Raw genomic sequence first — 16,096 nt, 5'->3', positions numbered from 1 at the left:
GAAAAACAAAAATTCGTCATTCCGCTACTAGTTAGCGGGATCTAGAGATACCGCGGCGGCATGACGTAGGATTGCTGTCATCCCGCTGCTTGTTAGTGGCTAAGAGATACTGTGAATAAATCACGGTATGACGGTTAAGTATCCCGCTACGTGTTAGCGGCTGAGATAACGCGAATAAATCGCGGGATGACGTGTTGCTTGGGTCAGCTATAGAAGCAAAACTCATCCTTTTGAAAGAAGAGGAAATTTTTCTTGATCCTGAGCAGGGACTGCGTTTGGATTTGAGAATTCTGTTTTAGCATATTCACCTTTTTCATTATATAAATCATGGAAATCATTCATTTGCACGTCAGTTTGAACTTCCACTTCCTTAGTCTCTCTTTGGTCTGTTGAAGATGATGCATCAACTTCTGCATTTTTAGTAACTTCTTGTTTTAGTTGTTTATTTTCTTCTTGTAATTGCTTTAAATTTTTCTTTAACTCGTCAATCTCTTTTATTTTTTGTTTTGATTGCTTGGATATAGTTAGTTTGTCTCTAGTCAATTTCTTGTTTTCTTGTCTTAACCCACTAGCTATTCTGCTTGAGTTGTTGTTTACAGCTTCTATACCTTGGTCTTGCTGCTGCATGCTTGTTCCTCTACTTTCATACTCAACTTCAGTTTGAGTTGATGTAGCTGCTGTTTCTTCCTGACCTTCTTTTTGCTGCAATATGTTCTGCAGTTGCTCTAGACTCTCTTTGACAGATGCCAGCTCTTCCTGTGTACACGTTAACATCCCTTCCTTTTCCTTAAGCTGACGTTGGAGCTTTTCTATTTCCCCCTTCGTATTTTCTTCGCTTAGCTCATCTGCAAGTGATCTTCCAGGTTCAAGTTGTCGAATTTCCCTCTCTAAATCTTCCTTTTTTCTCTGTAATTCATTTAATTCTTTAGACAATCGGTTCGCCGTTTCAGCCAATGTATTGTTTTCCTTTTTTGTTTCCATTAACTGTTCTGCCAACTGCTTTTTATGATCATCGTTTAAACCTTCCACTATTTTCTTCAGGTCATTCTCCAAATTTGCATTCTTTTCCTTTAGTACAGTTAAATTAGCTTCACTTTGCTTCAATTTTCTCTGTAATTCTTTATTTGCCTCATTTGTTTCACCTTCCTTATCTTTCAACTGATCATTTAAGTTCTTTATTACATCATTTTTATCCTGTAGTTCTTCCTCTTGTTCCTTTATTCTTTGACCTCTTTCAAATATCGCTCGCTGTTGTTCATTAACTTTATCTCTCAAGGAGTCACGTTCTAATCTTAGATCCTCAAGCTGCTTTGCCTGCACTGCAAAATATTTAGCAAATGTTTCTTTTTCTTCCTCTAATTCCTCAACTTCATCTTTTAATCCTTCTTGCTCATACTCTTCTTCATCACCAGACATATCATCCTCAAATATTTCATCTTCATCACTAAATTCACTGCTAGTGGATATAGAACTTCTACGTGAAGAAGGTGTGCTAGGAGAGGAATACCCACTGCTGCTCGGTGTAGGTGACTGTGGTGATATATGTGGATCTTTTGTAAATATTTCCTCTGCTGGTACTTGCTGATCATCTACACTCCTGGACATGTCAGTAAAAGCTTGATACAGAGTTTTTCTGTTGATAAAAACTTCTTTATTTTGTCCAACTAACTTTAATACTTCTTCTGAACTCGTTATTCCTCCAAATTTTGGCTCACCAATAACACTCTGTATACCACCAGAATCCAATTTTACGGTCATGCTACAGTCTATGCTGTTACCTTCAGAATCCTTAGCCTGCCAATTAATGGTCATTTCACATGAGCTTGAACCAGTAAAATCATAGTACCTTTCGCTGCCTTTTTTGGTTGCAGTTATTTGACTATCTTTCCCTAAAGATATGTTATAAACCTTACCTTCACTGCTAGCTCTTAAAATATTGCTAATTTCTATTGATTTTTCTTCATTTTCAAATCTAATTTTGAAGTCATTATCCTTTGTTGGATACACTAAGAAATTTTGACCAGGCAGAGACGACTTAAGTTCTTTATGCGTTGCGTCTATTGATTGCTCAAATTTTTGGAACTCCTTTTCCCACTTTAAATTTATCTGTCCTGTAATGTTCTCATCTTTGCGTAAAGGACCAATAAAGTACCAGATGAGATTTTCTTCCTTTAGTTTTTTTATAAAATCCTGAAGATCGTTGCAAGATTCAATGACACTTAAAATATCATTTTTCTTCTGTTCATCTACATCTAAACTTTGACTTTCAGCTATAAATACATTTTCGTTTTCCTGTGGCATAATTTTACATTTTAAAAAATATACTATAATATTAACAGGTTTCTTTAAAGAGTCAACTAATTGTTGGATAAATAAACTTGAGCATTTGGCCAAAATGTTATATAGTAGTCACTTCAAGAAGTACAGTATGGACAATACCATTATAAGAAAATACGATATTAGAGGTATAATAGGCAAAGACTTGCAGATTAATGATGGGTACGAGATAGGTAGAAAGTTTGGCCAAACCGTAGCTAGTGTTTGTGTCGGCTACGACAGCAGAATAGATTCACCAGGTATAGAAAGAGAATTAATTAGGGGCTTAACTTTATCCGGTGCAAATGTTATACGCGTTGGACTATGCTCTTCACCTATGCTTTACGCTGCAACACAAATCACACAGGCGGATCTTGGTATCATAATAACTGCCTCTCATAACCCCAGCGAATATAATGGCTTTAAATTTTTTAGTAATAAAAAAGTCTTCTCAGATCAAGAGATAAAGGAAATTATAAGCAGTCCAATTAAAAACAGCACAAGAATTGGAAGCTTAATTAACATAAATATATATAGTGAGTACATTAGCATATTAAAAAGTGCAGTGAAGAACGATACTACACAGAAATTAAAAATAGCCTGGGATTGTGGAAATAGTCCAGCAAGTGGAATTATAAGGTATATTGAAAAGATCTTGCCTGGTCATACGCACATCGTAACCAATAACTCTATAGATGGGGCATTTCCACTGCATGATCCAGATCCCATAGAGGAAAAAAATCTCGCTCAATTAATTGACATTGTGAAGGAATATGGATGTGATCTTGGCATTGCGCTAGATGGCGATAGCGATAGGGTGCGCTTAATTGATAATAAAGGCAACGTTGTTTCCAATGACCATTTATTTATAATTTTTGCACGTGAAGTGTTGGAGGAATATCCAGAAAGCAAAGTTATTGCTAACGTAAAAATGAGTATGAAAGTGCATGATTTTGTTAGTAAGTTAGGAGGGCAAGTTATTACCTGCGCTACTGGACATTCACTAGTTAAGAAGAAGATGGTAGAGGAAGAGGCAAAGTTTGCTGGTGAATTAAGCGGGCACTTCTTCTTTTCTGAGCTAAGTTTTGATGATGGGCTATATTCTGCTGTTAAAGCAGTTGAGATTTTGCTTAAGAAAAACCAAAGCCTATCTCAGGTAATTGAGGATTTACCGAAGTTATATATCACTCATGAAGTAAAGATTGTAGTGAAAGATGAGAAAAAATTTCAAATAATTGAATCAATAAAGAAAACACTGGAGAAGCAAAATATTGTATTTTCAGATCTTGATGGTGTTAAAGTAACCGATAATAAAGGTTGGTGGCTTCTTAGGGTATCAAATACGCAAAACTGCATTACAGCAAGATGCGAAGGAGAGACTTTAGAGGGTTTTGAACTTACTAAAAAGGTTTTGTTCCATTACATTGATGAAGCAAGGTCTTTAAATTGTAGCTACTCACAGAAATAAATTTGATTTATAAAATTGACATGAAAGTATAAAGATAAATAGGCTAAATGTACTTATCACCTGGTCAGGCTGCAGCATTATTTCGTGTAACCGTTTGCGGGTCCACTTAGTTCTGCAATTCTTTGATCTCACTCATGGAGAGGCCAGTAAACTTAACAATAGTGGTGACATCAACATTATTAGCTAGCATTGTTTTTGCAACTTCAATTTTTCCTTCCTTTTTAGCATCATCAAGTTTTTGTTCAAGAACAGCCCGTTCATCACGAATACGTTTTATTTCCTGTTCGTAGGCAATAAATTCTTTCTCTGACCAGTTGAATCTATTTAGTTCTTCATATGCCTTTTTAATTATTACATCACTACCTATTATCTTTTCCAATTCTTCTTCGCTAGTTTCATCTGCGTATTTAAAATAATAGATCCATTTTTCAACTATACTCTCCAATTGATCTTCTTTAGTTTTAGGAAATTTTGGTAACTCAATAAATGTAAAATAAAAATCTTTTAAATCATGTTCATAGCTATCTTTGTCTAACATTACATGATCTGACTTATACTCAGATTTATTAGGAAAGAGAATACAATCAGCAATAGCTATAAAAATGATTTCTTTAAGATCCTGATATTGATCACCTTTATCAGCTTGCCTTGAATAAGCTTTAGCAGCGTAATATTGAGCGCGTTTTTCAAAGCCTTTAGTTTTGGCAACTTGCATTTCGACTATTACTTGCACCCCATTTTCATCCCTGCAAAGAACATCAACGATACTTTGTTTTTTAGAGGCAATTTCAGCATCTTGAATAGTGCTGAGGAATTCTATTTCTTTTATTTCATCTTTGCCAGTGAACCCCAAAATATCATTGAGAAAGTGAATGAGGATGTCTTTATTTTTTTCAGTACCAAAAATACGCCGGAACGCAACATCATTCTTGGGGTCGAGAAATTTAGAAAGAGCCATAAAAAAATTTTTAAATGTATCTTCATATTATATATTCTTATTGATAATAATTCAATAATTTGTCATCTTTTTTGTTAACTTTACTGATGTTGCCAGAAGGAACGTTGTTGCAAAATTTTGTAAAATTTATTATCCTAAGGTTTCAAGTTCTCACAGGTTTATTGGAACTATATGTACAATGTGTTTATCAGTGAAAATCCGGAGAAAATGATGGGGGAAAAGTTAATACATTACTTTAGCCAGGGTAAATGCGAAGGCAATGCAGAAATGAAAAATCTGCTGGGAGGAAAGGGGGCAAATTTAGCAGAAATGTGCAATGTTGGCATTCCGGTTCCACCTGGTTTCACAATTTCCACCTCTGTTTGTCAGGCCTACTGTCAGGATAATGAATTGTCTAACCACCTACGTAACGAGATTAAAAACTACATAGTGATGCTCGAAAATGACATCGGTTGTAAATTCGGGGATTTAAATAACCCCTTATTAGTTTCAATACGCTCTGGTAGTGTTAGTTCAATGCCGGGCATGCTTGATACTATTTTAAATGTTGGTTTAAATGATGAAACAGTTATTGGGCTTGCAAAAAAAAGTGGAAAACGTTTTGCCTATGATAGCTACTGCCGTTTCATCATGATGTACTCCAATGTTGTACTACAGCTTGACCATCACCTATTTCAAGATGTTGTTGATAATAAGCAGCAAAAGAGTGGAGCAAAAAGCTTAGCTGATCTTGATGTTGATGTTTTAAAGAGGATTGTTAACAATTTCAAAAGGATAGTATATGAAAAAACTGAGAAACATTTTTCGCAGAACGTTGAAGAGCAATTGTTAAACTCAGTTAATGCAGTATTTACCTCTTGGAAAAATGATAGGGCTGTTTCCTATAGAAGAATACATAACATTCCTGAAAACCTTGGAACAGCGGTCAACGTGCAAGCAATGGTTTTTGGTAATTTAAATGATAATTCTGCAACTGGTGTGATATTTACACGAAATCCTTCAACTGGAGAAAAAAAGCTTTTTGGTGAGTTTTTGGTTAATGCTCAGGGTGAGGATGTGGTTTCTGGTGTTTATACTCCTATGCCAATTGACGGAGAGCAAAAAAACACCATGGAGAAGTTGCTGCCAAGTGTCTACCGAGAATTATGCGTGGTATGTGAAAAACTTGAAAGGCATTATAAAGACATGCAGGATATCGAATTTACTGTACAGGACGGTAAGTTATGGATTTTGCAAACTAGGTCTGGCAAGCGCACGGCTGAAGCTGCTATTCGCATAATAGTTGATATGGTAAACGAAGGAACGATTACAAAAGAAGAAGGAATATTGAGAATTGATCCAAAAACCTTTGACAATTTATTGCATCCAGTTCTTGACGTTAAGAGTGACCAAAAAGTAATAGGGAAGGGGCTGCCGGCTTCTCCAGGGGTTGCTTCTGGATATGTAGTGTTTAGTGCAAGTGATGCTGAAAAAGCTGCAGAGCAGGGCAAAAAAGTGATTTTAGTAAGGTCAGAAACGAGTCCTGAAGATATTAATGGAATGAATGCTGCAAGTGGCATAGTAACAGCACGGGGAGGGATGACCTCGCATGCTGCTGTTGTAACCCGTGGAATGGGTAAGCCATGCATTTGCAGTGTGAGTGGACTTTATATCGATAAAGATGGAACTTTCTTTTCTGTAGGGGATACAAAAGTAAATAAAGGTGAACCAATTACCATCAACGGAGGAACAGGGGAGGTTATGCTTGGCATTCTTCCTACAATTTCACCTGAATTATCGCAAGAATTCAAAACGATAATCAACTGGATAGATGAAATCAAAACGATCAAAGTGAGAGCGAACGCTGATACTCCAAAAGATGCAAAAATTGCAAAAGAATTCGGTGCAGAAGGTATAGGCTTATGTCGCACAGAACATATGTTTTTCGCTAATGATAGAATCGAATTCATTCAAAAATTGATAATAGCTGACGATGAAAATGAAAGGGCAAATGCGCTCATTAAACTAGAAGAAATGCAAAAGTCTGATTTCAAAGAAATATTTTCTATTATGGAGGGCAGGGAAGTCACTATACGGTTGCTTGATCCACCTTTGCATGAATTTTTACCCAATGATCAGTCTACTATAGAAAAAATTGCCAAATCACTTAGTAAGTCAGTTGAGTCAGTAAAAAATAAAATAGCACAGTTATCAGAAAAGAACCCAATGCTTGGCCATCGAGGTTGTAGACTTGCTATTTCTCATCCTGAAATATATAGCATGCAGATTAGGGCAATACTTAGTGCTGCAAGTGAATTAAAGAAAGAAAAGAAGATAGAAGTGGAGCCTGAAATCATGATTCCTTTTATCATGAGCGAGAAAGAATTTATTCTGATATGCGAGCTAGCAAAGAAAGAATCCTCTGTTATCTCAGCTGGGATCCAGACGCAGATTCCAGCGTCACGCGCTGGAATGACATCAGACAAGGCTTATTCAATTGGAACGATGATAGAACTACCAAGAGCAGCACTGATTGCTGATAAGTTAGCAAAACATGCAGAGTTTTTTAGTTTTGGCACTAATGATTTAACGCAAACAACCATGGGACTTTCAAGAGATGATTCAGTTAATTTCCTTGATTCTTATAAGGAAAGCAACATATTCGAAAACGACCCATTTGAAGTGCTGGACATCGAAGGGGTAGGGGAGTTAATCAAGATAGCCATTGAAAGAGGCAAAAAAACCCGAAAAGAAATAAAGCTGGGTATATGTGGAGAGCATGGAGCAGATCCAAAATCTATAGAGTTTCTCATCAAGTCAGGGGTGGATTATGTTTCATGCTCACCCTATAGAGTACCGATTGCAAAGTTAGTGGCAGCACAGTTTAGTGTTAGATCTAAATTTGCTAGGTAAGTATAGTGGCAGTGTTGGCTACTCATATGGTTTGAGCCCACCAGAGGGTGTCATTCCAGCGCGTGACGCTGGAATCTAGTTTTTATTATGGCCTTCTGGATCCCAGTGTCTGGGCACTGGGATGACATCCTGTTACACGTTCAACTTCATTCTCTCTCATCTCCCTATAACTTGGTAATGTAGAATTTTTTACATGCAACCCGGTATATATTGCAATCAAAGCAGCTATGACACTGCAAACTACTGCACCAGCTACAAATGGAACCATCACAGCAGCAGTAATGAATAATCCTGTAATAACAACTCCAACAACATCTTTTGTCAATGAGGTGTAAAAATCCTTTTTGCTCTCTTTATATTTAGTTTCTTGTTCATTTGGCATAGAAAATTGAGCATCTACAAAGCCGTTAGCTTTATTATCATTATTTGGTGTGGCAGTTTGCTTAGTATTTGTTTCCTCTGGTATTACAGGCGTTTTATTTTTGTTATTATGATTATCACCATTGGTACTGGTTAGAGGAACTGTTGCTATAGGTCTACTACCAATGTTCCCATTACTGCTGCAAGGTTTTGCTCTGTTTTCTTCATTAAGCTTACCACTATTCAAGAACGCATTAACAATTTCAGTTTTACCTACCTGTATGGCCACTTCTAAAGCCTCTTTCCTGTTTGCAGGACTCACGTAACCTAAAATTAGCTCAACTTCTTGGACATTACCTTGAACAATAGCAGAATTCAAGGCATGCAATTTTTCTTCTTCATTAAATTTGCCACTATCCAAAAGTACCTTAACAACGTCAGCTTGTTTTGTTATTGCAGCTATATCCAATATAGTCCTGGAAGCAGTATCTGTAAGATGGATTACAGCATCTAAATCTGTAAACAATTTTACAACATCTAGAAATACGCTACGATCGCCGGTAATATTGGACTCTCTTACAGCATTTGCAAACGAGTCAAAAATTGCCGAATTTGTTTTTTTTCCTTGTATTAGTTGCCCGTAAAGTACTTCAGCAGTCATACCAGGGTTTATGGAGTTACTAGAATCTACTTCATTACTGTCTGCTCTATTCTCTTTCACATTAGGTGCCTCTTCTTCCTTGTTTATTGCTGCGGTTATTTGCTCTTGTTGAAGGGGTTTACACCCATTTTTGAGGAGAAAATCCTTAACGCGTGAGTTGTTATTTTCGGTTGCATGTTTTAGAAGTAAGTCTCCTAATAAATTGCCTCCTTCACATTCATCTTGAAAATTAACTTCTTTCCATTTTGAACCTTTTAGCAAGTCTTTCAGATCAATGTTCCCTGTATATCGCAGCATTTTAGCTATGTGCGAGGCCAGATCTTCAATATCATCATTACTATACGGCATAACTGTAATTCCACCACTATAAATATTTTTATTATAGCAACTTTCCCACAACCAGTCAAGACATATTGCAGTTTCAAGCAGCATGATATATCATGATATATATTGAATATAGTTCTTAAAGCAAATGATGGAAGATTTAGCCTATAAATTAGTTAAAGTGACCGAAGCTGCGGCGCTTGCTGCATATAAACTAGCAGGCTTCGGCGATGAAAAAAAGGCTGATCAGGTTGCAGTTGATGCAATGCGTACAGTATTAAATTCAATGGAAATAAATGGTACTATCGTAATTGGTGAAGGTGAGAGAGATGAAGCGCCGATGCTATATATTGGCGAGAAGGTTGGCACTGGAAATGGTCCTGAGATTGACATTGCTGTTGACCCACTTGAAGGCACTACGATTTGTGCTCATTACAAATCAGGGGCAATGTCCGTTCTTGCTGCAACGAAAAAAGGTAATTTTTTACATGCACCTGATGTTTATATGGAAAAGATAGCAGTAGGAAAAAATCTTCCAGAGGGTGTAGTCTCACTAAAAAATAGCATTGAAAAGAATCTAGACAATTTAGCCAAGGCAAAAAAATGCAAAGTGAATGATCTCGTGGTAACTGTACTTAAACGTGAAAGGCATGGTGAATTAATAGAGAAAATCAGGAAATTAGGAGCAAAAATTAAACTAATAGATGATGGTGATGTTGCGGCCATAGTTTCACTAGTAAATGGCAATCATGATATGTATATCGGTATAGGAGGAGCACCAGAGGGAGTGCTTGCGGCTGCAGCGCTAAGCTCTATCGACGGACAGATGGAGGGAAGATTAGTACTTGACACGGATCAGTTAAGAGAAAGAGCAAAAAATTTAAATATTGATGACCCAGAAAAAGTCTACGCCGTAAAAGATATGGCAAGAGGTGAATCAGTGTTCATTGCAACTGGAGTAACAAGCGGAGAACTTGTGGATGGAGTTAAATTGAATCATAATACCTATTCAACTAATTCTTTAATAATTCTGCCTAATAGGCTGATAAAGCTGCAAACAATGCAGAACTTATGTTAGCTTTTTTAGTTTCTAATTTTAGCTTTATAACATTTAGCATTAAGATATAATCAAGTTTACTTATAACAATAGAGGTGTGAAATGTTTTCTAGTATTATAAATCTATTTAATGGTTTGTACAAAAATTCGAGTACCTAGGAAAGTGAAGAAAAGTTGACTCTTCTATCTCCTCAAGCAAATCTTCAATTCGATGAGACTCAGGTACAAAGTGTGCTCTCAGATTTTGAGGAATTGGAGTTTAAGGATAATAAGTGTTTTGACAAAATAGCAGACGATTATGAAAAGAAGGGGGAGAGTGCCCTTTTTAACTATGTAATATTGAATAAGCGGAAAGAAATAATCGATATATTAGATAGGAATCTTCCTCTTCTCGAAGAACAGGAGGAGTTTAGAAAGAAATATAGTCAATATGTTTTTCAAATTGACAAAGGAATGAGTTATGGAAAAGAACTTCAAGATAGACTTCAGTCTTTTAAAGATAGGGCAGAAGAAGTGTTATCAGATTTTGAAAAATTGAATTTCAATTTTAAGGATAATAAATGTCAAGATTCTTCTGATTCTGTAAATTATAATAACGGCCGGCCAGCAGATCCATTTGACAAAATAGCAAACTATTATCGACGGGAGAAGGAGAGCATTTTCCTTTTTAACTATGTGGTATTAAGTAAGCAAAGAGAAATAATGGATATATTGGATAAGAAGCTTACTTCTAAAGATCAGGAGGAGTTAAAAGAAAATTTTAAAAAGAGGTTGGGTAGATATCTTCTTCGAATTGACGAAGGAATGAATGATGCAAAAGAATTTCTAAACAAAGATGATCTAATTGGTTTCTTTGATGGATGTTATTGGCCAGACAAAAAGGCAGGACATCTTGTTAATCATTATGATAATCTTAGTATCAACATTACTAAACCTGGACAGAGTTTAGAAACTAGTCGTCTTTTTAGCGAAAAGACTAAAAGGATGGAAACAATTAAAAATGAGATACAAAGAGTAAAAATATATAGTAATGATAAAAGAATAGTAACAATTGAGAAGAATGAGAAACAACAGAGGAACTACTCCTTTACAGAATTTGCAATATGTGACATCGAAATTAGTTGGGGTGCAAAAGATGAATCTGGAAAAGACCTTAACTGTACTGTTGTTCTAAATATAAATTTAGGTCAAGTTAGTATTAAAAAATCAACTATTGACGGTAAAGATGTTGAACCAAAGAAAATTTTAGAGTTAGCTAAGCAAAACGAGGCTGTGCTTATAAAAGGTAAAGCTTTACATGAAGTTTTAGCAGCACATTTCATTAAGCAAACACCATGTGAGGAAAAGAAGGATACGCAATCGCACGAGAATATTGTTGTACCTGGTTCTGGTGCACCTCGCTCGGCTATTGATGAGGAAATAACTGTAGAGCATCCGTCCGGGAAAGCGGCAAATAAAGATAATCATAGAGAAAATGTGAGTTTATAACAAATGGTGCCATGAAAGTAGCTGATACAGTTATCTAAGTGGAGAAAGTCACCTCTCCCCACTCGACTTCAAAACCGGACTTGTGACTTTCACCACATCCGGCTTCTCTCTAACTTGGTGTTTGTCATACATACTTCTCCATGTAATTAACATTTCAAAGCTTGGTAAATTTGTTTTTATAGCTTAAATACAGCATTCTCTATATTACTAGAGAAGTCGTATTCATTCATACCTAACACTTAATGTTGGCTCATAACATATTAACCACTACTCACAACTTTACCTTCCAAATTACAGTGTCCACGTCAGCATATCCTAAACATTATTTTAGGCCTTGGCTTCTTAGACAATCCCTCATTATAGGTGCATACGGGTGGCTCCCTGCTTAAAGAATAAGAGCATCTATAATGTTACTCCGTTCCATGAAATTGTTTCATGTTAGACTTAGGTTCCAACTTTTTGCCGGGAGATGGGAAACATCTTAATCAGACCAGTCAAGTTCTAATTATCCACTTTCTCCGTACCTTTTGGTCTATGCGTTAACCAACCTTATTTCGCATATCGTTCGTTACGACAATTCAGGCATTGGTTCCTCTCGTAACCATATCTAACTCTGTTTGCAGGGATTCACTATAAGGTTTAGTGTTACCTGCTTTTATCTCATGCTTGCATCCTAGAGGTTGCCACTCTCTAAAATGTGAGACATACATTATCCCCGATGTCTAGGGAAGATGGAATTTAACCATCACAAAATCACGACTTTCGGGTCGCACTAACTGTACGAACGTTTGTTTGCGAAGAAATGTTATAGCAGGTTTTGCCTCAAACACAAAGGTGTCATTCCAGTGCTTGACACTGGAATCCAGCCCTTTTACGCAGTCCCATTAAAAACGTTGTATTTTAACGTAGGATTAGCTACTTTTATACTCACCAATTTAATCTCTAATCAAAATTCCTGGATCCCAGTGTCTGGGCACTGGGATGACATCCTCCCTAGTGGATTCAAATCACAATATTCGTATAGTAAGCACTGACCACTTTTGCTTCAATATTTGCGATGCCCCTGAACAGATACAATTATTCTATTATCAGGAGGATTGTATATTAAGTCAAAGTCGCAAGACTATAATGAGCTAGCTGTCAATTGGATTGATTGATAGAAATCGTAGGCATCTCAGTACACTCCTAGCTTTAAAAAATGGAGTACGAACGGTAGGGGGATCTAAAAGATCGAATCACAATCCTGTTACATTATTATTTGATTATATTTATAGGTACAAAAATGGCTAGGCTCTGTGGACAAAAAATATGAAAAGAGAGAAAAAGATGGTAGTTTAGCCTAATAGGTAAAAAATGGAGAAACTACCATATGCAATATTACATCAAAGAGGAAAATTGGAAACAAATTTTAGAGTTCATAAAAAGCGTAAAAGGAATGCACAGCAAAGATGAAAAACGTTTAAGAATATTCATAGAGGCAGTGTGGTACATAGTGCGAAGTGGTTGCCAATGGAGACTTTTACCAAAAACTTATGGTAATTACAGGAGTATACATAAGCGATTTAAAAGATGGTGTGAAAGAGATGTCTGGAAAAAATTGCTTGAATATACTAAACAAGAGCCTGATTTAGAAGTTGCTATAATCGACGGTACGATCATCCGAGGCCATCCATGTTCATCTGGATATACAAAAAACTCCAAGGATCAAGAAGCTTTAGGGAGGAGCAAAGGTGGCTTTACAACTAAAATACATGCGCTTGTCGATGCACTTGGAAATCCACTTAAATTTACTCTGACTCCTGGTCAAAGAAATGAAATTACGCAGGCACAAGTGTTGACCGAAAGTATCTATAACTCTACTGTAGTAGCTGACAAGGGCTACGATAGCAATGCCTTTGTTACAAGTCTTGAAGACAAGGGATGTACAGTAGTTATTCCGCCAAAACGGAATCGAAAAGTGCAAAGGTATTACGATGAGCATATCTACAAAGAACGTCATTTGATTGAGTGTTTTTTTGGTAAAATTAAAAATTTTAGGCGCATTTTTTCCAGATTTGATAAAACTGCTGAGGTTTTTATGGGTTTTCTCAATTTTGTTGGAGCTCTTGTATGGCTTCTCTAAAATTTTGTCCACATAGCCTAGGTGAAAAACTTTTTTCACGTATCGCTTCAATAACTTCACTCTTACTTGCATTGCCTTTGCCTGCTATGAAGCATTTTATAGTTTTAACATTAACACCTTGGTAGGGAATATTGTTCTCTTCACACCAAGCAGAAAGGTGTGCTAAAAACCCTCCATAGATATGTGCAGCATCAGTTCCTAGGTGTCTTCTCACCTCCTCAAAGTACACTACAGAAATGTCTTTCAAAGAATTGAGCAAGTTACGAAAGTTTAAGAAGCACATTCCACCTCCACTGAAACGACTACCATGAAAGCTTTTGCTTCCACTTTCAATTACTCCATCTGTTAAAATTGCCCAGCCTGTTTGTTTGCCGAGGTCCAGTGTTAGGATTGACATTTATATTCAGAATTTGTTTCGCTAGGGTACGTGAAGCCTATATAATATATATTCAGGATTTGAAAAATTTTTGTCCAAAAAATCTTCTTCTTAAGCAAACTTTTTAGAAAAAACTTGGTTAAAAATCAGTAAACAGCCATTGCATAATTATTGGTCAAGACTTTTAGATTTTTATCTTAACTATTTAAATAGTCTATTATGCTACTATGATGTGGTTAGTTTCTTATGAAAATTTATCCAAATTGTAAATTTTGGGAAGATGATTTAGAAGTCCCTGTTAACCATTTGCTTGATCGTTTTCACAATACAAAAACACGTCAGTCTTGGATAGATTCACTTTCTGGTAAGCAATTAAATATTATTTTTCAAAACTCCTTTAAAGATAAATTAAACGCTCAACTCTTTGATGATGAAAGTTACGATAATACATCTGTACAATACAAACGTAAAGTGATTGCTAATTATTCCGATTCTCTCGTTACTTACTACTTGATTACCTGTTTTGACCATGCAAAACTAGGCTCTGTGGACAAAAAATATGAAAAGAGAGAAAAAGATGGTAGTTTAGCCTAATAGGTAAAAAATGGAGAAACTACCATATGCAATATTACATCAAAGAGGAAAATTGGAAACAAATTTTAGAGTTCATAAAAAGCGTAAAAGGAATGCACAGCAAAGATGAAAAACGTTTAAGAATATTCATAGAGGCAGTGTGGTACATAGTGCGAAGTGGTTGCCAATGGAGACTTTTACCAAAAACTTATGGTAATTACAGGAGTATACATAAGCGATTTAAAAGATGGTGTGAAAGAGATGTCTGGAAAAAATTGCTTGAATATACTAAACAAGAGCCTGATTTAGAAGTTGCTATAATCGACGGTACGATCATCCGAGGCCATCCATGTTCATCTGGATATACAAAAAACTTCAAGGATCAAGAAGCTTTAGGGAGGAGCAAAGGTGGCTTTACAACTAAAATACATGCGCTTGTCGATGCACTTGGAAATCCACTTAAATTTACTCTGACTCCTGGTCAAAGAAATGAAATTACGCAGGCACAAGTGTTGACCGAAAGTATCTATAACTCTACTGTAGTAGCTGACAAGGGCTACGATAGCAATGCCTTTGTTACAAGTCTTGAAGACAAGGGATGTACAGTAGTTATTCCGCCAAAACGGAATCGAAAAGTGCAAAGGTATTACGATGAGCATATCTACAAAGAACGTCATTTGATTGAGTGTTTTTTTGGTAAAATTAAAAATTTTAGGCGCATTTTTTCCAGATTTGATAAAACTGCTGAGGTTTTTATGGGTTTTCTCAATTTTGTTGGAGCTCTTGTATGGCTTCTCTAAAATTTTGTCCACAGAGCCTAGAAAAATATGCTGAATTTATCACAAAAAATGACGAGGTAGTAGAATACATAGTTTCACAAAAGCAAGAAGAACTAAAAGAGCTAAGAGCAGTTGAGCGCAATCTAAACGATGAAGTTCACGCAAATAAGTGTCGTTTGCATAAGGTTACAGGAAAAGCCAGGGAATATATAGAAAAACAGATAGAATTTGCAAAAAAACAATTAGAGCAAATTAGGCAAGACATAGAAGATATAATAAACTCTGATCCTGATTTGAAGGAAAAAAGCAAACTGCTAACTAGCTATAAAGGTGTTGGACGGAAAACCGCAAGTATCCTACTCATAGAGGTTGGCAGGTTAGATAATAAGGAAATAGCTTGTCTAGTTGGAGTTGCACCAAAAACTAGTGAAAGCGGAAGGAAAGTGAGCAAAGCCCAGATCATAGGTGGCAGATTTTATGCTCGAAAAGCATTATACATGTCTGCTGTGGTTGCAATGCGTCATAATAAAAAAATGAAAGTATTTTACCAGCGTTTAGTTGACTCTGGCAAAGCCGCTAAAGTCGCTTTAGTTGCTGTAATGAGAAAAATCATCATTTGTTTAAATGCTATGATAAAAAACAATAATTTTTATCTTGATGTTTAAGACGGTAGATGCCATTAATCGCTTTATATAATGCTACTTGTAACACTTATGCCCTGA

At 36.1% G+C, this 16,096-nt stretch carries 11 protein-coding genes and 1 pseudogene; 8 read left to right on the top strand and 4 right to left on the bottom strand.

What is annotated here, in order from left to right:
• Positions 1-222 precede the first annotated feature (222 nt).
• On the bottom strand, positions 223-2,301 hold the full coding sequence (locus OOK85_RS04540; protein WP_264702397.1) for a coiled-coil domain-containing protein: 2,079 nt from the start codon (positions 2,299-2,301) through the stop codon (positions 223-225).
• Positions 2,302-2,395: 94 nt separating this feature from the next.
• Between OOK85_RS04540 and OOK85_RS04535 the strand changes: the two genes are divergently transcribed.
• Positions 2,396-3,784, top strand: a complete 1,389-nt coding sequence (locus tag OOK85_RS04535) for a phosphomannomutase/phosphoglucomutase (protein ID WP_264702396.1) — start codon at positions 2,396-2,398, stop codon at positions 3,782-3,784.
• 106 nt (positions 3,785-3,890) lie between these two features.
• Here the strand turns inward: OOK85_RS04535 and OOK85_RS04530 are convergent, their stop codons facing one another.
• On the bottom strand, positions 3,891-4,742 hold the full coding sequence (locus tag OOK85_RS04530; RefSeq protein ID WP_096616857.1) for an Rpn family recombination-promoting nuclease/putative transposase: 852 nt from the start codon (positions 4,740-4,742) through the stop codon (positions 3,891-3,893).
• A 210-nt stretch (positions 4,743-4,952) separates the two neighbouring features.
• Here OOK85_RS04530 and ppdK point away from each other — a divergent pair, with 210 nt between their 5' ends.
• The gene (gene ppdK / locus OOK85_RS04525; protein ID WP_264704191.1) at positions 4,953-7,634 is read left to right on the top strand and encodes a pyruvate, phosphate dikinase; all 2,682 of its coding nucleotides are present in this window, start codon (positions 4,953-4,955) and stop codon (positions 7,632-7,634) included.
• An 85-nt stretch (positions 7,635-7,719) separates the two neighbouring features.
• On the opposite strand, the gene OOK85_RS04520 is transcribed toward ppdK, so the two are convergent.
• Positions 7,720-9,087, bottom strand: a complete 1,368-nt coding sequence (locus OOK85_RS04520; protein WP_264702391.1) for an ankyrin repeat domain-containing protein — start codon at positions 9,085-9,087, stop codon at positions 7,720-7,722.
• Between the two features lie 43 nt (positions 9,088-9,130).
• Here OOK85_RS04520 and glpX point away from each other — a divergent pair, with 43 nt between their 5' ends.
• The 3 genes from glpX (at position 9,131) to OOK85_RS04505 (ending at position 13,646) form a co-directional block, all read left to right on the top strand.
• The gene (gene glpX, locus OOK85_RS04515) at positions 9,131-10,057 is read left to right on the top strand and encodes a class II fructose-bisphosphatase (protein WP_213863134.1); all 927 of its coding nucleotides are present in this window, start codon (positions 9,131-9,133) and stop codon (positions 10,055-10,057) included.
• 153 nt (positions 10,058-10,210) lie between these two features.
• The gene (locus tag OOK85_RS04510) at positions 10,211-11,524 is read left to right on the top strand and encodes a hypothetical protein (RefSeq protein WP_264702388.1); all 1,314 of its coding nucleotides are present in this window, start codon (positions 10,211-10,213) and stop codon (positions 11,522-11,524) included.
• 1,369 nt (positions 11,525-12,893) lie between these two features.
• The gene (locus tag OOK85_RS04505) at positions 12,894-13,646 is read left to right on the top strand and encodes an IS5 family transposase (RefSeq protein WP_264702164.1); all 753 of its coding nucleotides are present in this window, start codon (positions 12,894-12,896) and stop codon (positions 13,644-13,646) included.
• Here the strand turns inward: OOK85_RS04505 and OOK85_RS04500 are convergent.
• Complete coding sequence (locus tag OOK85_RS04500; RefSeq protein WP_264702385.1) at positions 13,612-14,043, bottom strand: Holliday junction resolvase; 432 nt, start codon at positions 14,041-14,043, stop codon at positions 13,612-13,614. The two genes, OOK85_RS04505 and OOK85_RS04500, sit on opposite strands and share 35 nt — an antisense overlap.
• 225 nt (positions 14,044-14,268) lie before the next feature.
• On the opposite strand from OOK85_RS04500, the gene OOK85_RS04495 reads away from it, so the two are divergent.
• The 3 genes and pseudogenes from OOK85_RS04495 to OOK85_RS04485 form a co-directional block, all read left to right on the top strand.
• Entirely contained in the window at positions 14,269-14,616 is a 348-nt protein-coding gene (locus OOK85_RS04495) for a hypothetical protein (protein WP_264702383.1), read from the top strand.
• Positions 14,617-14,642: 26 nt separating this feature from the next.
• Positions 14,643-15,395: an IS5 family transposase gene (locus OOK85_RS04490; protein WP_264702381.1), complete on the top strand. Its 753-nt coding sequence runs from the start codon at positions 14,643-14,645 to the stop codon at positions 15,393-15,395.
• Positions 15,396-15,409: 14 nt separating this feature from the next.
• A pseudogene (locus OOK85_RS04485) lies at positions 15,410-16,039 on the top strand (transposase); the annotation flags it as partial.
• Between the last annotated feature and the right edge of the window lie 57 nt (positions 16,040-16,096).

Source organism: Wolbachia endosymbiont (group A) of Volucella inflata (assembly GCF_947250665.1).
Lineage (GTDB): Bacteria > Pseudomonadota > Alphaproteobacteria > Rickettsiales > Anaplasmataceae > Wolbachia > Wolbachia pipientis.
The sequence above is the reverse complement of the archived record's forward strand: the minus strand, read 5'-3'. Positions and strand labels throughout refer to the sequence as shown.

Excerpts from the sequence above, each read along its gene's own strand:
- OOK85_RS04540 (WP_264702397.1), bottom strand. The coding sequence starts at position 2,301 with ATGCCACAGGAAAACGAAAATGTATTTATAGCTGAAAGTCAAAGTTTA.
- OOK85_RS04535 (WP_264702396.1), top strand. The coding sequence starts at position 2,396 with ATGTTATATAGTAGTCACTTCAAGAAGTACAGTATGGACAATACCATT.
- OOK85_RS04530 (WP_096616857.1), bottom strand. The coding sequence starts at position 4,742 with ATGGCTCTTTCTAAATTTCTCGACCCCAAGAATGATGTTGCGTTCCGG.
- ppdK (WP_264704191.1), top strand. The coding sequence starts at position 4,953 with ATGGGGGAAAAGTTAATACATTACTTTAGCCAGGGTAAATGCGAAGGC.
- OOK85_RS04520 (WP_264702391.1), bottom strand. The coding sequence starts at position 9,087 with ATGCTGCTTGAAACTGCAATATGTCTTGACTGGTTGTGGGAAAGTTGC.
- glpX (WP_213863134.1), top strand. The coding sequence starts at position 9,131 with ATGGAAGATTTAGCCTATAAATTAGTTAAAGTGACCGAAGCTGCGGCG.
- OOK85_RS04505 (WP_264702164.1), top strand. The coding sequence starts at position 12,894 with ATGCAATATTACATCAAAGAGGAAAATTGGAAACAAATTTTAGAGTTC.
- OOK85_RS04500 (WP_264702385.1), bottom strand. The coding sequence starts at position 14,043 with ATGTCAATCCTAACACTGGACCTCGGCAAACAAACAGGCTGGGCAATT.
- OOK85_RS04495 (WP_264702383.1), top strand. The coding sequence starts at position 14,269 with ATGAAAATTTATCCAAATTGTAAATTTTGGGAAGATGATTTAGAAGTC.
- OOK85_RS04490 (WP_264702381.1), top strand. The coding sequence starts at position 14,643 with ATGCAATATTACATCAAAGAGGAAAATTGGAAACAAATTTTAGAGTTC.